Origin of the sequence: Gaetbulibacter sp. PBL-D1, from assembly GCF_050509525.1 — a bacterium.
Lineage (GTDB): Bacteria > Bacteroidota > Bacteroidia > Flavobacteriales > Flavobacteriaceae > Gaetbulibacter_B > Gaetbulibacter_B jejuensis.
This window is the reverse complement of the sequence record NZ_JBNWKB010000007.1, coordinates 110005-131490: the sequence shown is the minus strand read 5'-3', so window position 1 is coordinate 131490 and position 21486 is coordinate 110005. Positions and strand designations below refer to the sequence as shown.

The following is a 21486-nucleotide window of genomic DNA, read 5'->3' as shown; positions in this document are numbered from 1 at the left end:
CTATTCTTCTTCAGACGATTTAGATTTGTTTTTGTCTACAGGTATAGTTGCAGGTACAACGGTATCGTCATAAGCCTGATAATACTCTTCTAGTAAATTCATAGTAGCTGTAAGCAAATCTTTAGTTTCTAATAGAATGCTGAAATAAAGTGTCGTGTTTTTAGGACTCGATTCTTCAGTTCGAGTACGCTCCACTTGCTTTTGAATTTTTTGGGTAAGCGTATCAAAAATCACTTTTTTATTGTTAAGCACTTTGCCAATTTCTTCAAAAGTTTCGGAGTCAAATGAAGTTTTTGTATCATCAAATAAACGTTGAATTAGGTCATCAACCTCTTTAAGTTCCTTTATTTGACTAAACTTAAGCTTTTTGTGATTGTTGTTAATGTGTTTGTGGCTTACCTTAGAAATGTATTCTAAAGATTGCGCCATATCTTGCAAGTAACTTAAAATATTGATGTAAAAATTACTCGCATTAACACTTGGGTCTTCAAGATTTTTAATAAAATAGAAGATGTTATCTCTTAAATCTTCAATCTCAGAAGATAGTTTTTCAATATTCTTTTTATTCTTTTTAAGTGCGTTTAGGTTTTGAGTAGCTAATCCATTAATTGCACCAGAATATATTTTATTTCCTCTTTTAATAACGTTTGAAATGTTACCAGCACTTTCAACGATAACGCCTTGTAGCGAGCTACTTTCAGCTTTATTTAAACTATCAGTTTCTTTAATTGATAAAGATTTTTTTCTGTGGTTTAAATAGTTTTTTACAAGAAGAATTATGGCAATAGTTAATAATGCAGATAGCGCATAACCTTTTCCGTAAAATAATATTACAGCCATAATAGCAGCAGCAGTAAATGCGCATAAAGCAGTTAAGAACCAGCCACCAATAACATTTAAAACTCCAGCAACTCTGTAAACAGCACTTTCACTTCCCCAAGCTCTATCAGCTAATGATGTACCCATTGCAACCATAAATGTTACATAAGTGGTTGATAAAGGTAATTTCATTGATGTTGCTATAGAAATAAGTACACTAGCAACCATAAGGTTTACTGATGCTCTTACAAGGTCAAAAGCTGGTGCATCTTCTTTAGATGAGGTATAAGAAAGTACAGGTTTAACAAACTGTTTTTCAATTTTTTCTTTAGCAGAAGCAGAAAGAAGACTATTGAAGCTACTTGACATAGCAATACTTCCTCTAACGATACTACGCGATAAAAAGTTTGGTTCAAAACGCTCTTTTACATCATCTTGACGAGATAAATCTACTGATGTTTTTACAACAGCCTTTGCTTTACTAGAAAACCATAAGGTAAGCACCATTATTAATCCTGCAATAAGTAAAAGGTAAGGTTCAGTTTTAACCTTTTCAGCTAAAGAGCCCATGCTAAATTCAGTAGGCAAAATACCACTAGCAGACCATTTATTGAAAGAGTCAAAAGCAGCAATAGGAACACCAATAAAGTTTACAAGGTCGTTTCCTGCAAAAGCCATAGCTAACGCAAAAGTTCCTATGATGATAATCATTTTGTAAATATTGGTTTTAAATGCAGAGATAACAACCATTGATATTAAAGACCAAGCAATAAGGTTGATGCCTAAAAAAGCAAGAGTGTTTTCTTGTACTAAGTCTAAAAAGTTACCACTCATAAATGTTGCACTTTTTAAACCTTTTATTATTATGAAATAAAGTATTGAAGTTACTGCAAACCCACTAAATACAGCTCCATACCAACTTGGTTTAGATTCGAATTTAAACGACAATAAAATTCTTGATATGAACTGAATTAGTGCACCAACACTAAATGCTATAACTACTGAGAGCAAAATACCCAATATAATTTCAATAGCTTTCTCGTTATTGATATATGTCCCAAGATCTAGAATGCTTTGAGTGTCATCAGCATTTATTTTAAGTAAAGCCACACAAACCGAAGCTCCTAATAATTCAAATACAATAGATACAGTAGTTGAAGTAGGTAATCCAAGTGTATTAAAGAAATCTAGCAAAAGAATATCTGTTATCATTACAGCCATAAAAATGACCATGATTTCATCAAACATAAATTGCCCAGGATTAAAGATACCCTTTCTTGCAACTTCCATCATTCCGCTAGATGATAACGCTCCAAGAGCAACACCAAGACTAGCGACTATCATTATAGTTTTAAACGTAATTGCTTTAGAACCTATAGCAGAGTTTAAAAAGTTAACAGCATCATTACTAACACCAACTACAAGGTCAGCTATTGCTAAAAAAGCTAAAGCGACCAACATGTAGATATAAATATTTTCCATTAAGAAAGAGTCAAAATTTAATTAGCAAATTTCTTGTTTTAAATTGAACGAAATGTTACCAAAATGTTATGTTCTTTTTAACTAACATATATTATAGAAGTAGGTTAGCTATTGTTTTCATTATGAAATGTGAAATTCCAATGTAAAATTTTTAATTTTTTAAAAAATTAAATAATTGCAAATCAGTGTTTTATAATTTCAATGTTAATTTAATGTTATGTAAGTGTTATCAAAATGTTTTAAAATTGTAAATATATCTTTATATTTGTTACATAATCATTAATTAAAACCCAAAGTAACATGAAAAATATAGTATTAGTTGTATTGATGTTGGTGTCTAGTTTAAGTTTTGCTCAGGTAGATGCTAAGGTAGAAAAAAAAGGAGATTTAACTATGGTTACTTATTATCATGATAATGGTAATGTTGAACAAGAAGGAACTTTTAATGCTAAGGGTGAATTGCATGGTGTTTGGACAAGTTACGATTTAAAAGGTAATAAAGTTGCTGTTGGTAATTATAACAATGGTAAAAAATCTGGTAAATGGTTTTTTTGGGTAGATGATACACTAAAAGAAGTAGACTACAAAGATTCTAAAATTGCTAGTGTACAAGAGTGGAAACAATCTACTGATGTAGCTATAAGAAATTAAGTTTATTTTTATTAAATTAAAGCAAAAAGGCACTCTGAAAAGAGTGCCTTTTTTTATTTTATAAAACTAATTTGATTAAAATTTAAAGCTATAACCTAAAGAAAATTCAATTCCTGGATCTCTTAATGAGAATATTTGATCATCTGCTCTAAAAGATTCTGATAAGCTTTCTTTCTTATCGTTTAATAGGTTGCTTATTTTTAATTCTATAGAAGAGTTTTTGGTCTCTCCAAAAGCTTTGTTTAATGTAAAGTTTAAACTGTTAAAAGGCTGTGTGTAAACATCAGGAACAATTCCTGTTCCAACAACCTCAAGTGTTTTACCTTGTACATTATAAAATAATCCTGTTTGTAAACCAATGTCTTCGTTGTTGTAGTCTAAACCAATATTTAATAAAAATGGTGATTGTCCTTGTAGGTCACGCTCTCTATCTATTGATTCTCCTTCTCTTGCAGCAAGTACTCTACGGTTATATTCTTGTTGAGACATTTCAAGTTTTGAACTTATTACAGATACGTTAGCATTGAATTTAAGGTCATTTAAACTTTCTAAAATAAAGCCTAATCGTTGTCTAAATTCAAACTCACCACCTATTACAGTAGCATTACCTAAATTAGCAGGTGTTAATTGGTTTGCTGCTGATTCGAAAAATGTAATTTCGATAGGGTCTTTAAAGTCTTTATAAAAACCACTTATTGCAAACATTTGACCTGAATCGCCATAACGCTCATACCTTAAATCAAAGTTGTTGATGTAAGAAGGAACCAAGTCTAAATCACCAATAAACAGTCTGTTAGTAATTGGGTCATAGATTTGTGAGTTCGATTGTTCCTTAAATGATGGTCTAGCTGTAGTACGATAGTAAGAAGCTCTTAAATTTACATTGTCATTTAAAGAATAAATTAAGTTTGCTGATGGGAAAAAGTCAAACTTATCTTGAACTTCTTCTCTTTCATAAACAATGTCTTCTTGAGTATCTGCACCAGTATAATAAGCTTTAAAATACTCAGTTCTTAAACCTAAAACGGTCTTGAATTTCTCGGTAATGTTAAACTCATTAGAAATGTAAGTTGAAGCAATGTTATGTTCACCTTCATAAGCGTTATCTGGATTAAACGTATCACCAAAGGTAATATGAGTTCCGCTATCAGAGTCAGGTGTCCAAATGTTTTGAGTAGCTAATAAGTTATCTACATTTCCGTTTTCAATAAATGAATCGTCTCCAGTTATTTGAAAAGTGAATGCATCAATACTAAAATCTCTAAACTTATATACATAGCTACCACCAAACTTTAATTGCGCAGGACTATTAAAAAGGTTGTATTTTTTCTTTAAGTCAATTTTACCAACCCAGTTTTCTTCTTGAAGCCATCTCCAAATTCTTATTGGGTATGTAGCAGTACTAGGACTAATAACAAATGTGTTATTGTCTGAAGGTCTCAATGGTGTAATACGATGATCTTTGTCGTACACTTTAGAAAAGGTAGGAGAAAGTTTCCAATCTAAATTCCATGCATTTTCGTCATTGCTAAATCTATGACTACCACTAAGCAAAAAGTTAGTTACAGAACGCTCAGTATAAGTAAGTGCATTTTTATAGATAGGTGCTTGAGCTCCACCAGTTCCATCTTCAGAGATCTCTTGGTTATATACACCTGCAGTTGATTCACCATTTTGAATATGTAGTGCATTAAATTTATACTTTGACTTTTTAGTCTTAAGAGATACACCAGCAAGTCCATTTAAAATAATATTGTTAATACCTTCAGATCCTCTTGAGCTTAATGTGCTGTTAAGTTGGTATTCAGAAGGGTCACCATTTTGTCTTATCCAAGCTCCATCTATTCTTTCTTCATAAAAAGTTGTTTCATTTTTGTAAGAAAAAGAGGTTTGGTAACCTAGTTTCATGTCATTACCTAAATCATACTGATCACCAAGTGTAAAACCTAAGTCAAAATTCATTCCACTATTTTCTTGCTTAGCAGCTAATTCTTTATTGAATTTATCTGTTAAAGAAGTTAATAACAATCTGTTTTCAAAAGTACCAGGTATAGGTTGGTATCTGTTTATTGGAAGGTTTCTTGTGCCATCGTCATAACCAAAAAAATCAGTATCACTACCAGTATATGTCAAGTATTTGTCATTAAAGTGCATATCAGGATTGTATCCCATACCTAGAGAAATTGAAGACTCAAATTTATTTGGGAAATCTTTTGTGATAATATCAACTACACCACCTGTAAAATCAGCAGGATACTCAGCAGAAGCAGACTTTAAAACTATTACATTATCAAGTATACTTGTTGGGAATAAATCCATTTGAATTGTGTTTCTGTCTGGATCTAAACCAGGAATATCAACACCATTTAAAATAGATTTGGTATAACGGTCTCCAAGACCTCTAACATACACATATTTTCCACCTTGAATAGAAACACCAGGTACACTTTTTACAGCCGTAGCTACTGAACTTGCTCCACTACTTTTAATGGATTGAGCAGAAAGACCATCTAATAAAGTCACAGACTTTTTTTGCATGTTCAATACTGCATTTTCAGTATTTCTTTTTACTGTTGTGGTTACTACAACGGTTTCAAGTGAGTTTGTACTTAAGGTAACATCAATTACAGTAATTTCGTTAGACTTGATAACAATTTCACTTATTTCTTGAGTGTCATAACCAACAAAAGAAAATATTAAAGTATAAGTTCCAGGTTCTAATTCTAATTCATATTTTCCATCAAAGTCTGAAGTTGTACCAGTAGTAGTGCCTTTTACAAGTATGTTTGCAAAAGCCATAGGCTCAACAAACTCACCATCCATTACTGTTCCGGCAACTTTACCCTTTTGAGCATAAGAAAAAGAAACTGCAAGAAAGAAAAAGAAAATAAATGTAGATATATTTTTTTTCATAATAAATATTCTATAAACAATTGTCCACCCTATTTTAGTGGACAATTGTTTTTTTTAAGGGAGTTAAAACGTTGTCTAGATTAATGTCTAGATTTATTGCAAAGCACCAGAAGCACTAGCATAAGTCCAGTCAAAGTCTGATAAATCAGCTCCAACTGTTTGAGATCCTAGAGTTACAGCAGTAGCTTCAGATCCAAAACCTGTTACTGTTACAGTTTCAGCTTTATTTACAAAGATGTCTTCTACGTTAGCAACACCTGTAGGTAACACAATTTCCCAGTTGCTAAAAGTTACTAAACCGTCGTTGTAATTTGTTGCAACACCATCGTTGTCTAATTCAACATCTGACTCAGCTTTAAATCCGTAAGCAAGAATATTGTTTGTAGCTCCCATTGCATTACTTCTATAGTCAGCATACTCACCATCAGCAGTTACAGTGTTACCAATAATAGTTGCGTTTTGTAAAGTAAAAGAACCTGTTAAAGAACCTTCAGGACCATCAATTTCAAATGCGTGGTCAGAAGCTTCTCCTAATACTACAACAGCGTTATCAATAGTACCAGAGTAAGCTTGGTCAATATCTAGAGCGTCATCTCCTTGTCCCCAAACTAATAAGTTAGAAGCGTTAACTGAACCACCAAAGAATTCAATACCGTCGTCTACGTTAGCAACAACTTCAATATTGCTAATAAGAGTTCCAGTTCCAACACCACCTAGAGTTAAACCGTTAATTTCGTTACCTTCTCCAATTAAAGCTCCACCATGACGAATAGAAATGTATTGTAATACACCAGAGTTGTCAGCAGCATCAGAACCACCATAAAGACCAAATGTATCATCAGCAGGAATACCTTCTATTTGAGCTTCAGTAATATCTCCAGAGAAAGAACATGGAGCATAACCCATAACTAATAATCCTCCCCAAAGACCTCTATCATTTACATCTAGGTTAGTACCAGCAGTTTCTCCACAAGTAATGTTATCACTTGTAGAAGTAAAGATAATTGGCTGAGAAGCAGTTCCTACAGCGTTTATTTTAGCTCCTCTAGCAATAATTAATGCAGAAGCTAATGAACCAGTTCCTGGAGAACCTTTAATTATTGTACCTGGTTGGATAGTTAAAGTAGCACCATTGTCTACTACTACTTTTTGGTTTAAAACATAAATGTTGTCGCTAGACCAAGTTGTGTCTGAAGTAATTGCTCCTGTTACAGAAACAGTAGGACAAATATCTCCTCCACCATCTCCACCACCTTGGTTGATGATTGTAGTTTCCTCAATAATAATAGGAGTATCGTCATCTTTAAAACAGCCAGTAAATACTAATGATAGCATTGTTAATACGGCTAAAGTTAATTTTCTCATTTTACTTTTTTTTAAAATAGTTTTGTTATATTAAATCGATGCTGCAAAGAAACTGTTGAACTGTAAAGACAAGGTTAATCAGAAGTTAAACATTGGTAATAAAAAAGTTATTTAAATGTTACCAAACCTTGATTTTTTGAGTTTCTCAAAACATTAAATTAACATTGAATTAGCTATCTTGCGAGCACTTAATAATTTACTTATGAACTGGGAACAATTACTCTCTTTAAAACGATTTGGTGATACTAATAAAAGGCTAAGAAAGGAGCAGGATGAGACTAGATTAGGTTTTGAGGTTGATTATGATAGGGTTATATTTTCTTCAGAGTTTAGAAGTCTTCAAGACAAAACTCAAGTTATTCCACTTTCTAAAACCGATTTTGTTCATACTCGTTTAACGCACAGTTTAGAGGTAAGTGTCGTGGGTAGGTCTTTAGGTAGAAAGGCAGGACAAAGGTTAATAGAGAAGCATCCTTATTTACAAAATATTCATGGTTATCAAGCAAATGATTTTGGAGCTATTGTTGCCGCAGCTGCTTTAGCGCATGATATTGGCAATCCACCTTTTGGACATTCTGGAGAAAAAAGTATAGGAGAGTTTTTTAAAACAGGTAAAGGTGTAAAATTTAAAGATAAACTTACGAAAAAGGAGTATCAAGATTTATGCGACTTTGAAGGAAATGCCAATGGCTTTAAAATATTAACCGAGAGTAGACCAGGTAGAGAAGGAGGTTTAAGGTTGAGCTATGCAACCTTAGGTGCTTTTATAAAATACCCAAAAGAGTCATTGCCTAAAAAGCCAACAACTCATATTGCTGATAAAAAATATGGCTTTTTTCAAAGTGAAAAATCAGTGTTTTTAGATGTTGTTAAAGAATTAGGCCTTGTAAAGCGAAGTAATGATAATGATATTAGTTTTAGTAGACATCCACTAACTTACTTGGTTGAAGCTGCTGATGATATATGCTACACTATTATTGATTTTGAAGATGGTATCAATCTTGGGTTAATACAAGAAGAATATGCGCTAGAGTATCTTATTAATCTTGTTAGAGGCTCAATTAACACTTCAAAATACCATGAATTAACGACCACACAAGATAGAGTTAGTTATTTAAGAGCTTTAGCCATTAATACATTAATTAACGAAGCTGTTGAATTGTTTATTGAAAATGAAGAAGCTATTTTGGGTGGAACATTTTCCAAAGCCTTATTGGATTTGAGCAAATACAAAGCTCAAATAAAGGATATTATTCAAATAAGCATTTCAAATGTTTATCAGTCTGATGAGGTGATTGATAAAGAGATTTCTGGTTATGAAGTCTTAAATCAGTTATTGAGTGTATATACTGATGCAGTCGACAATAAATTGAATAATTCACTTTCTAGTTTTAATAGTTTAGTTTTAAAATCATTACCAAAAACTGTTAATTTGAATGATGATAATCTTTACAGTTGCCTAATGGCTGTATGTAATTATATTTCTAAACTTTCTGACAGTAATGCAATTTTAACCTATAGAAAACTTAAAGGTAATCACCTATAAATACTCAAATTGTTAATATAAATGTTGATAATTTTCAACTGTTTTTTTTAAAGTGGTTGAATTAAGCCTGAACTTTGAGAGTATTGATGGGAAATTAAATAATTGCATTTCGTCGATAAAATTTGTATTTTAACGATGATTTGTTATATTTGTTAACACAATCCCATAAATCTACTAAGATGAAAAAAAATCTATTAGGTGCGATAGTTATATTTTTTGTAACAGTAGCGTTTTTGCTAATGATTGACGATATCTCTAAAAGCAAAAATTCACAGCATGTACAAAATATTGATATGTACAATGTAGATCAGCAACCAGATTTAGCTACTACTGATACTGAGGAATAGGTCTTCAATAGTTTTAACCAAGCTATCTACATCCATTTTAGAAACCTTTTGTAATTGGTCAACAGTTCCATGTTGAATAAATTCATCAGGAATACCAACAATTTCTGTTTTTGCTGAGTAATCATATTTAGACTTAAACTCTAAAACTGCACTACCAAAGCCACCAACTACTGTTCCGTCTTCAACTGTTATTACAGCTTTAAATGTTTTAAAAATATGATGCAATAAACTCTCGTCAAGTGGTTTTACAAAGCGCATATCAAAATGAGCAATTGTATCAGTATGCTTGCAGTTTTCAATAGCATTTTCAACGTTTTTGTAAATAGAACCAATACTTAAAACAGCAACGTCTTTACCTTCTTTTAGTTGAATACCTTTACCTATTTGTAAAGCTTCAAAAGGGGTTTTCCAATCTATTACACTACCTCGTCCTCTAGGATACCTTATGGCAATTGGTTGGTCTAAACCTAATTGCGCAGTGTACATAATATTGCGTAATTCAATTTCGTTTCTAGGTGCAAAAACAATTAAATTAGGGATACATCGTAAGTAAGCCAAATCAAAAACACCATGATGTGTCGCTCCATCTTCACCAACCAATCCTGCTCTGTCCAAGCAAAAAATGACTGGAAGATTTTGAGTGGCAACATCGTGTATTACTTGGTCGTAAGCACGTTGTAAAAATGTAGAATAGATATTACAAAACACTGTAAAACCTTGAGTAACCAAACCAGCAGCAAAAGTTACTGCATGTTGTTCGGCAATACCAACGTCAAAAGCACGTTTAGGAAATTCTTTCATCATGTATTTTAATGAACTTCCGGTAGGCATCGCAGGAGTAATCCCAATTATGTTTTTGTTGTTTTTTGCAAGCTCAACAATAGTTAATCCAAATACATCCTGAAATTTAGGAGGTTGGCTAGAACCCGATTTAACAATCAGTTCTCCTGTTTTAGCATTGAACTTTCCAGGAGCGTGATATTTTACTTGATCGTTTTCAGCTTGCTTTAACCCTTTTCCTTTAGTAGTTATTATATGAAGAAACTTTGGTCCTTTAACGGTTTTTAGTCTGTTGAGTTCTGAGATTAAAAGCGGTAAATCATGTCCATCAACAGGCCCTGAATAGTTAAAGTTTAGAGCTTCAAAAATATTGTCTTGCTTTTGAGTGCCTTTTTTTACGTTGGTTAAATACTGTTTTAAAGCGCCAACACTTGGGTCTATTCCAATAGCATTGTCGTTTAAAATCACCAACAAATTAGCATCAGTTACGCCAGCATGATTAAGACCTTCAAAAGCCATTCCGCTTGCAATTGATGCATCACCAATGACTGCAATATGGTGTTTGTTTTCATCCTTTAATTGAGATGCAATTGCCATTCCTAAAGCTGCTGATATTGATGTAGAAGAATGCCCAACACCAAAGGTGTCAAACTCACTTTCGCTACGTTTAGGAAACCCACTAATGCCACCAAATTGCCTATTGGTGTCAAAAACGGTTTTTCTACCAGTTAAAATTTTATGCACATACGCTTGATGACCAACATCCCAAACCAAAATATCATCAGGTGTATTAAACACGTAATGTAACGCTATTGTAAGTTCTACCACACCAAGACTAGCACCAAGATGTCCTTCTTTAGTTGCGACAATGTTAATGATAAATTCACGTAGTTCTTTAGCAAGTTGAGGTAAATCATCAACTGATAACTGGCGTAAATCCTTAGGAACGTTAATATGGTCTAAATGTTTTTTTTGCACTATACAAAAGTACAAGAATTAATTAGTCTTTAATATCAAAAATAATAGGTAAAGAATATACTGATGCAACATTTTTATCACGCTGTTTTGCTGGAATAAATTGAGGAAGTAGCTTCATAACTCGTGTGGCTTCTTTATCAAAATAAGGATGAGGTGATCTTACTTTGATGTCTTTTGTAGTTCCTTGCTCATCTATAGTGAATTGGACATGAATTCTTTGTTTGCCAGATAAACCTAAATCTCCTTGCGGTATTTTAAAATTCTCATTCACAAATTCACCGATTTTTTTATTAAAATAATCTCGTTTTTCAACAACACTTAAACTTTTAGGTGTGTTTTTAAACTCAGGAGGATTTTCAACTTGAATAAAACCTAATATTATATTTTTTTCTTCGACTTCAAGCATTCCTTCAACTTCAATAATTTCTCCAGTTACATTAGGAATAGGGCAAAAAGGAGGAGCAGTAATTTCTGTAGAATCTTTTTTTGATGTCTGTGATGAAGCTTTATCAGTTTTTGGGTGTTCCTCAATTTCAATAACTATACCAGTTAACACAGGTTTTGGTGGTGGTTTAATGCCTTTAATAGTATCTTTTTTTGATGTCTTTTCTAGAGTTTCATTAAGTATTTGTTCAACATCTGTGTCAATTTCCCCCATTTTTTCAATAGTGTCTGTTTTTGTATCTATCAACTCAATACTTTCAATTTTCTTTGTATTGCCTTTTTCATCAGCACAACTAAAAATATTGGTTCCCATAGCTAATAATAATGCCAATAAAAATATTTTATGAAAACTCAGTGTTTGGTCAAAAACACTTTGAGACACTTTTAGATTAATGGTATCTAATTGACTTTGTTTAATGTGTCCACAAATGCGCTGGTGTTTGTTGGCATGGATAAAGTCTTGAATGTCATCAGTGGTCATATTTGTAAAGTCGACAACAGTTTTTGAACAAGATTGACAAAAACGCCCTTTTTCATTAGGTGTCATTTTCGACCAGTTTTCATGACATGGTTTGGGAATGGAAATTGAATAGTGAGGTTTCATAATTAATAGCTTTGTAGTTTGAATATCAAATTTCTTGCCGATTTGTTTTTGATTCAATTAGAATTGTATTTTTACAACCATGGAAAACCCTTTTGACGATACCTATTTTATGAAAAAAGCTTTGCAGGAAGCTGAAATTGCTTTTGAAAAAGGCGAAATTCCTGTTGGAGCTGTTATTGTAATTGAAGATAGAATTATAGCAAGAGCACACAACCTTACTGAGTTACTCAATGATGTTACTGCTCATGCCGAAATGCAAGCCATTACTGCTGCAGCAAATTTTTTAGGAGGCAAATATCTGCACAACTGTACATTGTATGTCACACTTGAACCTTGCCAGATGTGTGCAGGCGCATTGTATTGGAGTCAAATATCTAAGATAGTGTATGGAGCTAGTGATGAAGAACGTGGTTGTATAAACCTTAAAACAAAACTACATCCAAAAACTAAAATGGTAGGAGGTGTACTGCAAGACGAAGCTTCGCAACTGTTAAAGCGTTTTTTTATTGAAAAACGCAATTTAAATTAGGGCATAAAAAAACGCCCAACATTTCTGTTGAGCGTTGAAACTGTGATAAATAAAGTATATCGCTTAGAGAACTTGCACGTTAGCGGCAACCATCCCTTTTCTTCCTTCTTCTTCTGTGTACTCCACACTATCGCCTTCACGAAGTTCAACACCATTTAGGTTTGAAACGTGTACGAAAATGTCTTTTCCTGTTTCGTCGTTGGTAATGAATCCAAATCCTTTTGAATCATTAAAAAATTTAACTGTTCCAGTCATTGTAAAAAAATATTAATTAAAGGACAAAGGTATAATATTAAATGAAGCAATATGTTAACAAATTGTATTTTTATTAAAAAATTGATAATCAGCGTTTTTTTTCACGATTTCGCATTTTTTCTAAATTCTCATTGGTAATCATATAGTCTTTAAGATTTTTATCTTTCCATCTGTAGTAAGAAAACAACGGAAACACAACAAAGAACAATCCTACCACACCTAATCCAATAAGTTTTTGAGAGTATTCTGCATCAATAACAAAACCACAGATAATAGATGCTAGTGAAGCAAAAAACGCAATGCCTGTAAAAATTTTTATAAATCGAATCATGATGTAAAATTAATCAATTCGCGTCTATAGGCAGTGAGTAATTTAGATTTTGACACAAACCCATAGTACTTCCCATCTTTTATCACTGGTAAATTCCAAGCTCCAGAATCTTGAAAGCGTTGCATTACCTTTTGCATGGAATCTTCATTGTAGTTTATATAATCTGGTGGATTATGCATAAAGGTTTCAACTGAGGTAGTGTTATATAAACTTTGGTCAAACATCACATTTCTTATATCATCCAGTAAAATAATACCAACCAATCGTTTGTCTTCATCTACAACAGGAAACAAATTTCTGCTTGATTTTGCAACACCTTTGTGAAGCATTTTGCCTAGAGACATTTCAGGGTGTAAAAGCGTAAAATCATTTTCAATCACACTATCTAAAGTCATTAATGTTAATACACTTTTGTCTTTATTATGAGTTAACAAAGCGCCTTTTTCAGCCAATTCTTTAGTGTAAATAGTGTGCTCAACAGCATTTTTTGTAATAATGAACGACATAGAAACTGTAATCATTAACGGAACAAAAAGTTCGTAGCCACCAGTAATTTCGGCAATTAAAAATATAGCAGTTAAAGGCGCGTGAAGTACACCAGCAATTAATCCTGCCATTCCTATTAAAGTGAAATTAGATTCAGAAACATTAAAATTTAGTCCAAGATTATTAATGATTTTTGCCACAACATTTCCTAAGGCACTACCCATAACCATTGTTGGGATGATAATACCACCAGCTCCACCAGCAGCAAGAGTTGTGGTCATGGCAATGGCTTTAAAAATTGTAATTCCTATTAATAAAGCAATAACCACCCAAATGTTTTCAGTAAAAGCGTCAAAAGGAGTTTTTCCTAATGCTTTTAGATGGTTGTCGTGTAATAAATCATTTATAAAACCAAAACCTTCACCATATAAAGGCGGAATAAAATAAAGCATAGTACCTATTGCTAAACCACCTATTATTAACTTTTGACCATTGGTTTTAAACCGATTAAAAAATGCATAAACGCCAAAGTATATTTTAGAAAAATAAATGGAAGCTATTCCTGTTCCAATACCAAGTACTAAGTAAAACAGCGTGTCTTTAATGGTGAATTTATCAACAACGGTAAAGTTGAACAGCACTTCATCACCTAAAAAGAAATAAGATGTCAATACCGAAGATACCGAAGCAATTAAAAGCGGAAGCAACGAAGCAAATGTGAGGTCTAAACTAAAGACTTCAATAGCAAAAATAATTGCTGCAATAGGTGATTTAAAAATAGAAGCTATAGCACCTGCTGATGCACAACCTATTAATAAAGTTCTTGTTTTTCTATCGATATGAAATAATTGACCAATATTAGAACTTATAGCCGAAGCGGAAGCTATTGCAGGACCTAATAATCCTACCGAACCACCAAAACCTACTGTTATTGGAGCAGTAATTAAAGGTAAGTAAATTTTACTTCGCTTTAATAAACCATTCTTTTTTGAGAGTGAAAATAGTATGGTTGGGATAGCGTGTTCAATAGGTTGTTTTGAAATATGCTTAACAAATAAATACACTAACCACAACCCAATAATTGGAAAAATGAAGTAAAAACTACTTTGAGAAAAAGTAATGGTTTCTAAAAACCACTCAATACCATAGGTGATATTTTTTATGATTACTGAAACAATTCCAGCTAGTAAACCAATTAAAATACTTAAAAGGAATACAAAGTTTTTATGGGAAATATACTTGTATCTCCAAATATGTATTCGTTTTAAGAATGATTTTGTTGGCATAAATTAAAACTACTAAAAAATCCTGCAATTAGCAGGATTTTATTTTTATGATTTTAAATTGAGTTTTAAATTGAGTTCCGTGAGTTGCTCTTCATCAATAGGAGCAGGAGCGTCTATCATAACATCTCGACCAGAATTGTTTTTTGGGAATGCAATAAAATCTCTAATGGTTTCTTGACCTCCAAGAATAGCCACTAATCTATCTAGTCCAAAAGCTAATCCACCATGAGGAGGAGCTCCATATTCAAAGGCATTCATAAGGAAACCAAACTGTGCTTTTGCTTCTTCTTCGGTAAACCCTAAATAGTCAAACATTAAGGCTTGCGTTTTTTTATCATGAATTCTAATAGAACCACCACCAATTTCGTTTCCGTTTAACACTAAATCATAAGCGTTTGCTTTAACAGCTCCAGGATTGGTTTCTAAAAGTTCCAGTTGTCCTGGTTTTGGAGACGTAAATGGATGGTGCATGGCATGGTAACGCTCTGTGTCTTCATCCCATTCTAATAATGGAAAATCCATTACCCAAAGTGGTGCAAATTCATTTGGTTTTCTTAATCCTAAACGTTCAGCAAGCTCCATACGTAAAGCACTTAACTGTGTTCTTACTTTATTTGTGTCACCAGATAGCACACAAATTAAATCTCCTGCTTTAGCTCCAGTTACTTCAGCCCATTTAGCTAAATCGTCTTGGTCATAAAACTTATCCACTGAAGATTTGAAAGTACCATCATCATTACAACGACAATACACCATTCCTAAAGCGCCAACTTGCGGACGTTTTACCCAGTCAATAAGCTTGTCTATCTCTTTTCTTGTGTAACTGTTTCCTCCAGGAACAGCGATTCCTACTACTAATTCAGCGTTGTTAAAAACACCAAAGTCTTTATGTTGTGCTACTTCGTTAAGTTCTCCAAACTCCATTCCAAAACGAATGTCTGGTTTGTCGTTTCCATACAAGCGCATAGCATCGTCATAAAGCATTCTTGGGAATTCTTGAATATCAACTCCATTTACTTCTTTAAGTAAATGACGTGTTAAACCTTCAAAAGCGTTTAAGATATCTTCTTGCTCTACAAACGCCATTTCGCAGTCTATTTGTGTAAACTCAGGTTGTCTGTCGGCACGTAAATCTTCATCTCTAAAGCATTTTACAATTTGAAAATATTTATCCATTCCACCAACCATAAGCAATTGCTTAAAAGTTTGAGGTGATTGCGGAAGCGCATAAAATTGACCTTCGTTCATACGAGAAGGTACCACAAAATCGCGAGCTCCTTCAGGAGTAGACTTAATTAAATAAGGAGTTTCTACTTCTATAAAACCTTCTTTTGATAAATAGTTGCGAACTTCTTGAGTAACTTTATGTCTAAATATCAAACTGTTTTTTACTGGATTACGACGAATATCTAAGTAACGATACTTCATACGTAATTCTTCGCCACCATCAGTATCATCTTCAATAGTGAAAGGAGGTAATTTGGCAGTGTTTAAAATGGTTAATTTGCTTACCAATATTTCAACGTCGCCTGTAAGTATGTTAGGGTTTTTGGAAGCACGTTCAATAACAGTTCCTGTAACTTGAATCACAAACTCTCGACCTAGCTTTTGAGCTTGTTCCATCATGGTTTTAGAAGTACGTTCTTCATCAAAAATAAGTTGTGTAATACCATAACGGTCGCGTAAGTCTACCCAAACCATAAAGCCTTTATCACGAACTTTTTGAACCCAACCAGAAAGTATTACTTCTGTATTAATATGTGATGCTCTTAACTCACCACAGTTATGACTTCTATACATACTATAAATTTTGATGTGCAAATTTAATGAAGTTAAATGATTATCAAATAAAAAAAGCCTCAACATTTGTCGAGGCTTTTCTGCTATTAATCAAACTACTTAAACAAGGTTAAGATAGTACTTTAATTATTCTTCAATGCGTTTATTCATAGAAAACGCTACTTGCTCATCTTCTTCATTGCTTGCTGACCTATTGCGAAGCCACATTTTAAGCTTTGTTGCCAAGAAAAATAGCACAGGAACTATAATAAGGGTAAGGAACGTTGCAATAAGTAATCCGTAAATTACTGTCCAAGCTAATGGTCCCCAGAAAATAACGTTATCTCCTCCCATATATATATTTGCGTCAAACTCTTTAAATAAAGTAAAGAAGTTAATGTTTAACCCAATAGCTAATGGTACTAAACCAAATATAGTAGTGATAGCTGTTAACAATACTGGACGTAAACGCGCTTTACCTGCTTTTACAATACTTTCGTATAAATCTTCTTCTTCAAGATAATCATTGTCTTCAAGGTTGAGGTCTACCTTTTTTCTATCAATTAATAATTGTGCATAATCTAAGAGTACAACTCCATTATTAACTACAATTCCTGCAAGCGATATGATACCAACCATAGTCATCATAATTACAAAGGCACTTCCTGTTATTACAATTCCTCCAAATACACCTATTAAACTTAAGAAGATAGCTAACATGATAATTGTAGGCTTTGAAATAGAGTTAAACTGGAATATTAATATGAAGAAAATTAAACCTAAACCAGTAAAGAATGCACCCATTAAAAAGGCCATCTGCTTGTTTTGCTCTTCAATTTGACCAGTATAATCTACCTTAATATTGTCAGGCATACCATCGTAAGCCTGCATTTCATTTTGAATTTGGGTTACCACAGCTCCTGCATCAGTAAATCCTGGTGCTAATGCTGAATAAACTGTTACCACACGCTTGGTGTCTTTGTGTTTAATAGCACTAAAACCTGAAGTATTTTCGGCATGAGCAATGGCAGAAACAGGTATCTCTTTAATTTGCCCACTTGCCATATCTCTAAATGTGATTTTTTGATTGAAAAGTGCACTTTTATTGTAGCGGTTATCTTCATTAAATCTCACATAAATATCATAATCGTCACCACCTTCTTTGTAAATACCAGCTTTAGACCCAAAAATTGAATTACGTAATTGCTGTCCAACTTGTGATGCAGATACACCTAATTCACCTGCTTTTTCTCTGTCAACAATAACACGCATTACAGGTTTGTCTTTGTTAACGTCAATTTTAAGCTCATCAATACCAGCTACGTTTTTGCTGTTGATGAACTCACGCATTTGCTCAGCAGCATTGATAAGTTCATTATAGTCGTCACCTTCTAATTCAATATTAATTGGTGCTCCAGCAGGAGGTCCATCAGCATTTTTTTCTACAGAAATTAATACTCCTGGGAATATACCAACTAATGCTTTTTGAACTTTTTGACGCAGTAACTCACTGTCTTCACCTTCACGATATTTAAACTCACGCATTGATGCGGTAATTTTTGCTTTGTGAGGCATTTCGGCAGCTGAACCACCATCGGTTTGTGGGTTTCCTGCACCTTCACCAACTTGAGAAACCGCACTTTCAACCATAAAGTTGTAACTGCCATTTTTATATTGGTCGTCATCTAAAACATTGTAAACAATCTTTTCAATCTCTTTGGTAATAGCATTGGTTTTTTCAATGGCTGTACCTTCAGGATATTCAATGTAAACAATAATTTGATTTGGGATGTTATCTGGGAAAAACTCTACTTTAGTACGTTGTGTAGCCAATGAAGCTCCAAAAGCTATAAAAGCAATAATAAGTAGTAAAAATGTTCCGATAGTTAAACCGTAAGGACGCCAACCTTTTAAGGCTTTACGCAATTGTCTTTCATACCAGTTTTCTAGTTTTACTAATGTTTTGGTTTGGAAATTATTTGCCCATTTACGTAAAAACAATCGATACACCCAAAGCATAACAGCTGTAAATACCATTAAGGTTCCTAAAGCTCTGTATTCTCCACCAACAATAAATATAATAATACCAATAACAGCCATTATAATTGTTGTTCTTATGATTTTGTGAAGTGGCATGTCTTTGTCTTCGGTATTCATAAACTGCGATACCAAAACTGAGTTAAAGAAAATTGCAACAAATAATGAAGACCCTAATACTATGGATAATGTTTGAGGTAAAATCATCATAAATTCACCCATAATTCCAGGCCATAATCCTAATGGAATAAAGGCAGCTACAGTAGTTGCTGTAGAAATGATAATTGGGAAGGCAATTTCACCAATACCTTTTTTAGCAGCTTCAATTCGGCTCATGCCTTCTTCGTCCATTAAACGATAGACGTTTTCAACAACCACAATACCATTGTCTACCAACATACCAAGTCCCATAATTAGCCCAAATAATACCATGGTGTTTAGGGTAATACCAAACATACTAAGTATCATGAGCGACATAAACATAGACATTGGTATTGCAAACCCAACAAATATGGCGTTTTTGAATCCTAAGAAGAACATTAAAACGGTTACTACCAGAATAACTCCAAAAATGATATTGTTTACCAAATCATCAACTTGACCAATAGTAACTGAAGATTGATCGTTAGTAATGGTAATGTCTAAATCTTGAGGGAAAACATTTTCTTTAGATTCCTTAACTATAGTATGAATTTGCTCTGCAGCATCCACCATATTTTTACCAGCACGTTTTTTTACATCGAGCATTACTACTGGATGTCCATACTCACGCGCATAAGTGGTTTTGTCTTCTTCTTTAAAGCTAACCGTTGCAACATCTTTTAAATAGATAGGATAATCGTTTTCAGATTTTACAACAAAGTTTTCCAATTCTGAAGGTGTTTCGATTTCACCTAAAACTCTAATCGTACGACGTTGCCCACTCGCTTTGATATTACCAGCAGACATAGTTACGTTTCCACCATTTATGGCATTAATGATATCGCTAAAAGTTACTTTAGCTGCGGTCATTTTATAAATATCTACTGCAACTTCAACTTCTTTTTCTTGAGCACCACGAATAGCAACTTCTTTAATTTCTAGTAAGTCTTCAATTTCATCTTGAAGGTATTCACCATATTCTTTAAGTTTTTCTACAGGATAATCACCAGAAATATTAATGTTTAGAATTGGCATTTCTTCTGAAAGACTTAACTCAAAGACATCAGGTTCTACTTTTGCACCATTAAATGTTGGCCAATCCTCGCCAGCAGTTTCAGATTCTATTTCGTCTTTTACCTTTTGTTTGGCTTGTTCAACGGTTAAGTTTTCGTCAAACTCAACAATTACCATAGAGTAATCTTCGGCTGAGGTAGAGGTTATTTCTACTACATTACTAACGGTTTTTAGCTGGTCTTCTAGTGGGTCTGTTACTAGTTTTTCAATGTCCTCAGCTGTGTTTCCTGGAAAAACAGTGCTTACATATATTTTGGTTTCGTTTACTTCTGGGAAGTTTTCTCGTGGCATATCAAAAAATGCCGAAACACCTAGATAAAAGAATACCAATATAAGGACATACATTGTCGTTTTATTGTTGATTGCCCATGAGGACAACCCAAATTCTTTATTGACTTTTTTCTGTTTGTCAGTCATAACTTTGGTTGATCGTTAATTGATTGAGTCTTTATTGATATTAATTACCTTAACTGTTTGCTCGTCTTTAACACTACGTGCACCTTCTTTAATGATTTCAGCACCTTTTTCAATTCCTGAAAGGACTTCAATAACATCGCCTTGTGTTTTACCAGTTTTGATAATTACTTTTTTAGCAACACCTTCTTCTTTATCATTTTTATCTTCAACAACATATATGTATTGCTCGCCTTCAGCATTTTCAGAAATAACACTTTGAGGAATTAAAATAGCATTCTCGTTAGTGTAGTCGTTGATTTTTAACTTCGCTGTTAAGTTTGGTTTAATAGTATTGTCTCCTTTAGGTAATCCAATTTCAACTTTAAATGTTCTGTTAGCAGCATTGATAAAATCTCCTGCTTGACGAACATTACTTTCAACAGTTTTACCAAGTACAGGAAACTCAACATCTACATGTTTACCTACAGTAACGTCTTTAATGTAACGCTCAGGAACCTCAGTTTCTATATACATATTACTTAGGTTTACAATTCGCATTAAAGGCGATTGACCAGCAGCTACAACACTACCTTGTTCGGTGATAACATCATCAATAGTTCCAGAAAATGGAGCTCTTACAGTAGTTTTAGCTACTTGCTGTTTTATTTGGTCAACAGCTTTTTGTTGCGCTTCGTAATTAGATTTTGCTTGTAAAAACTGAATTTCACTACCTATGTTTTGATCCCATAAACGTTTTTGACGTTCGTAAGTGGTTTTAGCTAAATCTGCTTGAATTTGAAGCTGAGACAATTGTTGGCCTAATCCACCATCATCAATTTTAGCTAACACTTGTCCTTTAGTTACCTTTTGTCCTTCTTTTACATATACATTGGTAAGAATACCATTATATTCTGGTGTGATTACTAAAAGGTCTTTGGTTGTAACATTACCTTGAACTTCAAAATAGTGGTTAAACGCTTCTTGTTTAGCTGTAATTGTAGTAATAAGTGGTACTTTTTTTACAGTATCTAGTTTTGAAATAACAGCATCTAGTTGTTTTAGCTTTTCATTTGCTTCGTGTTGTTCTGCAACAACTTCAGCACGTTTTTGGCGTAATAATTCTAGATTGTTGGAGCTTAAAACATTCTCCATAGAGTTCTTTTTGTTTTCGCCTCCACATGAGACTAAAACTAAAGCTGTAATTACTAATAAATATATTTTTTTCATGATGTGGTATTACGTA

The 21486-nt window shown here is 33.2% G+C and carries 15 protein-coding genes; 4 read left to right on the top strand and 11 right to left on the bottom strand.

All coding sequences use genetic code 11. The features are described 5' to 3' along the window. Positions 1 to 2301 (bottom strand): inorganic phosphate transporter, encoded by a 2301-nt coding sequence (locus tag ACQ0RB_RS07740; RefSeq protein WP_430497614.1) that lies wholly within the window; start codon positions 2299 to 2301, stop codon positions 1 to 3. Between the two features lie 300 nt (positions 2302 to 2601). Here ACQ0RB_RS07740 and ACQ0RB_RS07735 point away from each other — a divergent pair, with 300 nt between their 5' ends. Further along, positions 2602 to 2952, top strand: a complete 351-nt coding sequence (locus ACQ0RB_RS07735) for a toxin-antitoxin system YwqK family antitoxin (RefSeq protein WP_129760896.1) — start codon at positions 2602 to 2604, stop codon at positions 2950 to 2952. A gap of 75 nt (positions 2953 to 3027) precedes the next feature. On the opposite strand, the gene ACQ0RB_RS07730 is transcribed toward ACQ0RB_RS07735, so the two are convergent. Beyond that, the gene (locus ACQ0RB_RS07730; RefSeq protein ID WP_131508766.1) at positions 3028 to 5865 is read right to left on the bottom strand and encodes a TonB-dependent receptor; all 2838 of its coding nucleotides are present in this window, start codon (positions 5863 to 5865) and stop codon (positions 3028 to 3030) included. A 93-nt stretch (positions 5866 to 5958) separates the two neighbouring features. Then, positions 5959 to 7230 carry a hypothetical protein gene (locus tag ACQ0RB_RS07725; RefSeq protein ID WP_131508767.1) on the bottom strand — a complete coding sequence of 424 codons (1272 nt, stop codon included), beginning with the start codon at positions 7228 to 7230 and terminating at the stop codon, positions 5959 to 5961. A gap of 202 nt (positions 7231 to 7432) precedes the next feature. Here ACQ0RB_RS07725 and ACQ0RB_RS07720 point away from each other — a divergent pair, with 202 nt between their 5' ends. Further along, the gene (locus ACQ0RB_RS07720) at positions 7433 to 8776 is read left to right on the top strand and encodes a deoxyguanosinetriphosphate triphosphohydrolase (RefSeq protein WP_430497612.1); all 1344 of its coding nucleotides are present in this window, start codon (positions 7433 to 7435) and stop codon (positions 8774 to 8776) included. A gap of 179 nt (positions 8777 to 8955) precedes the next feature. After that, on the top strand, positions 8956 to 9123 hold the full coding sequence (locus tag ACQ0RB_RS07715; protein ID WP_161566756.1) for a hypothetical protein: 168 nt from the start codon (positions 8956 to 8958) through the stop codon (positions 9121 to 9123). Here the strand turns inward: ACQ0RB_RS07715 and ACQ0RB_RS07710 are convergent. Both ACQ0RB_RS07710 and ACQ0RB_RS07705 read right to left on the bottom strand, forming a co-directional pair. Further along, a complete protein-coding gene (locus tag ACQ0RB_RS07710) occupies positions 9097 to 10881 on the bottom strand; it encodes a 1-deoxy-D-xylulose-5-phosphate synthase (protein WP_430497610.1) in 1785 nt (594 codons plus the stop codon). The two genes, ACQ0RB_RS07715 and ACQ0RB_RS07710, sit on opposite strands and share 27 nt — an antisense overlap. A gap of 22 nt (positions 10882 to 10903) precedes the next feature. Next, a complete protein-coding gene (locus ACQ0RB_RS07705; protein WP_430497608.1) occupies positions 10904 to 11929 on the bottom strand; it encodes an energy transducer TonB in 1026 nt (341 codons plus the stop codon). A 79-nt stretch (positions 11930 to 12008) separates the two neighbouring features. Between ACQ0RB_RS07705 and ACQ0RB_RS07700 the strand changes: the two genes are divergently transcribed. Further along, the gene (locus tag ACQ0RB_RS07700) at positions 12009 to 12458 is read left to right on the top strand and encodes a nucleoside deaminase (protein WP_131508771.1); all 450 of its coding nucleotides are present in this window, start codon (positions 12009 to 12011) and stop codon (positions 12456 to 12458) included. 63 nt (positions 12459 to 12521) lie between these two features. Here the strand turns inward: ACQ0RB_RS07700 and ACQ0RB_RS07695 are convergent, their stop codons facing one another. From ACQ0RB_RS07695 to ACQ0RB_RS07670, 6 genes are all read right to left on the bottom strand, one after another. Continuing rightward, positions 12522 to 12713, bottom strand: a complete 192-nt coding sequence (locus ACQ0RB_RS07695) for a cold-shock protein (protein WP_129760902.1) — start codon at positions 12711 to 12713, stop codon at positions 12522 to 12524. Positions 12714 to 12801: 88 nt separating this feature from the next. After that, positions 12802 to 13044 carry a hypothetical protein gene (locus ACQ0RB_RS07690; RefSeq protein WP_131508772.1) on the bottom strand — a complete coding sequence of 81 codons (243 nt, stop codon included), beginning with the start codon at positions 13042 to 13044 and terminating at the stop codon, positions 12802 to 12804. After that, positions 13041 to 14816, bottom strand: a complete 1776-nt coding sequence (locus ACQ0RB_RS07685) for a chloride channel protein (protein ID WP_430497605.1) — start codon at positions 14814 to 14816, stop codon at positions 13041 to 13043. Before ACQ0RB_RS07685 ends, ACQ0RB_RS07690 begins: the two co-directional genes overlap by 4 nt. A gap of 45 nt (positions 14817 to 14861) precedes the next feature. Beyond that, on the bottom strand, positions 14862 to 16616 hold the full coding sequence (gene aspS, locus ACQ0RB_RS07680; RefSeq protein ID WP_430497603.1) for an aspartate--tRNA ligase: 1755 nt from the start codon (positions 16614 to 16616) through the stop codon (positions 14862 to 14864). 126 nt (positions 16617 to 16742) lie between these two features. Beyond that, entirely contained in the window at positions 16743 to 20264 is a 3522-nt protein-coding gene (locus ACQ0RB_RS07675) for an efflux RND transporter permease subunit (protein ID WP_430497601.1), read from the bottom strand. 15 nt (positions 20265 to 20279) lie between these two features. Next, on the bottom strand, positions 20280 to 21470 hold the full coding sequence (locus ACQ0RB_RS07670; protein ID WP_131508776.1) for an efflux RND transporter periplasmic adaptor subunit: 1191 nt from the start codon (positions 21468 to 21470) through the stop codon (positions 20280 to 20282). Between the last annotated feature and the right edge of the window lie 16 nt (positions 21471 to 21486).

What these genes read in the sequence shown, in the direction of transcription:
- ACQ0RB_RS07740 (WP_430497614.1), bottom strand. Translation starts at nt 2,301, where the DNA reads ATGGAAAATATTTATATCTACATGTTGGTCGCTTTAGCTTTTTTAGCA.
- ACQ0RB_RS07735 (WP_129760896.1), top strand. Translation starts at nt 2,602, where the DNA reads ATGAAAAATATAGTATTAGTTGTATTGATGTTGGTGTCTAGTTTAAGT.
- ACQ0RB_RS07730 (WP_131508766.1), bottom strand. Translation starts at nt 5,865, where the DNA reads ATGAAAAAAAATATATCTACATTTATTTTCTTTTTCTTTCTTGCAGTT.
- ACQ0RB_RS07725 (WP_131508767.1), bottom strand. Translation starts at nt 7,230, where the DNA reads ATGAGAAAATTAACTTTAGCCGTATTAACAATGCTATCATTAGTATTT.
- ACQ0RB_RS07720 (WP_430497612.1), top strand. Translation starts at nt 7,433, where the DNA reads ATGAACTGGGAACAATTACTCTCTTTAAAACGATTTGGTGATACTAAT.
- ACQ0RB_RS07715 (WP_161566756.1), top strand. Translation starts at nt 8,956, where the DNA reads ATGAAAAAAAATCTATTAGGTGCGATAGTTATATTTTTTGTAACAGTA.
- ACQ0RB_RS07705 (WP_430497608.1), bottom strand. Translation starts at nt 11,929, where the DNA reads ATGAAACCTCACTATTCAATTTCCATTCCCAAACCATGTCATGAAAAC.
- ACQ0RB_RS07700 (WP_131508771.1), top strand. Translation starts at nt 12,009, where the DNA reads ATGGAAAACCCTTTTGACGATACCTATTTTATGAAAAAAGCTTTGCAG.
- ACQ0RB_RS07695 (WP_129760902.1), bottom strand. Translation starts at nt 12,713, where the DNA reads ATGACTGGAACAGTTAAATTTTTTAATGATTCAAAAGGATTTGGATTC.
- ACQ0RB_RS07690 (WP_131508772.1), bottom strand. Translation starts at nt 13,044, where the DNA reads ATGATTCGATTTATAAAAATTTTTACAGGCATTGCGTTTTTTGCTTCA.
- ACQ0RB_RS07685 (WP_430497605.1), bottom strand. Translation starts at nt 14,816, where the DNA reads ATGCCAACAAAATCATTCTTAAAACGAATACATATTTGGAGATACAAG.
- aspS (WP_430497603.1), bottom strand. Translation starts at nt 16,616, where the DNA reads ATGTATAGAAGTCATAACTGTGGTGAGTTAAGAGCATCACATATTAAT.
- ACQ0RB_RS07675 (WP_430497601.1), bottom strand. Translation starts at nt 20,264, where the DNA reads ATGACTGACAAACAGAAAAAAGTCAATAAAGAATTTGGGTTGTCCTCA.
- ACQ0RB_RS07670 (WP_131508776.1), bottom strand. Translation starts at nt 21,470, where the DNA reads ATGAAAAAAATATATTTATTAGTAATTACAGCTTTAGTTTTAGTCTCA.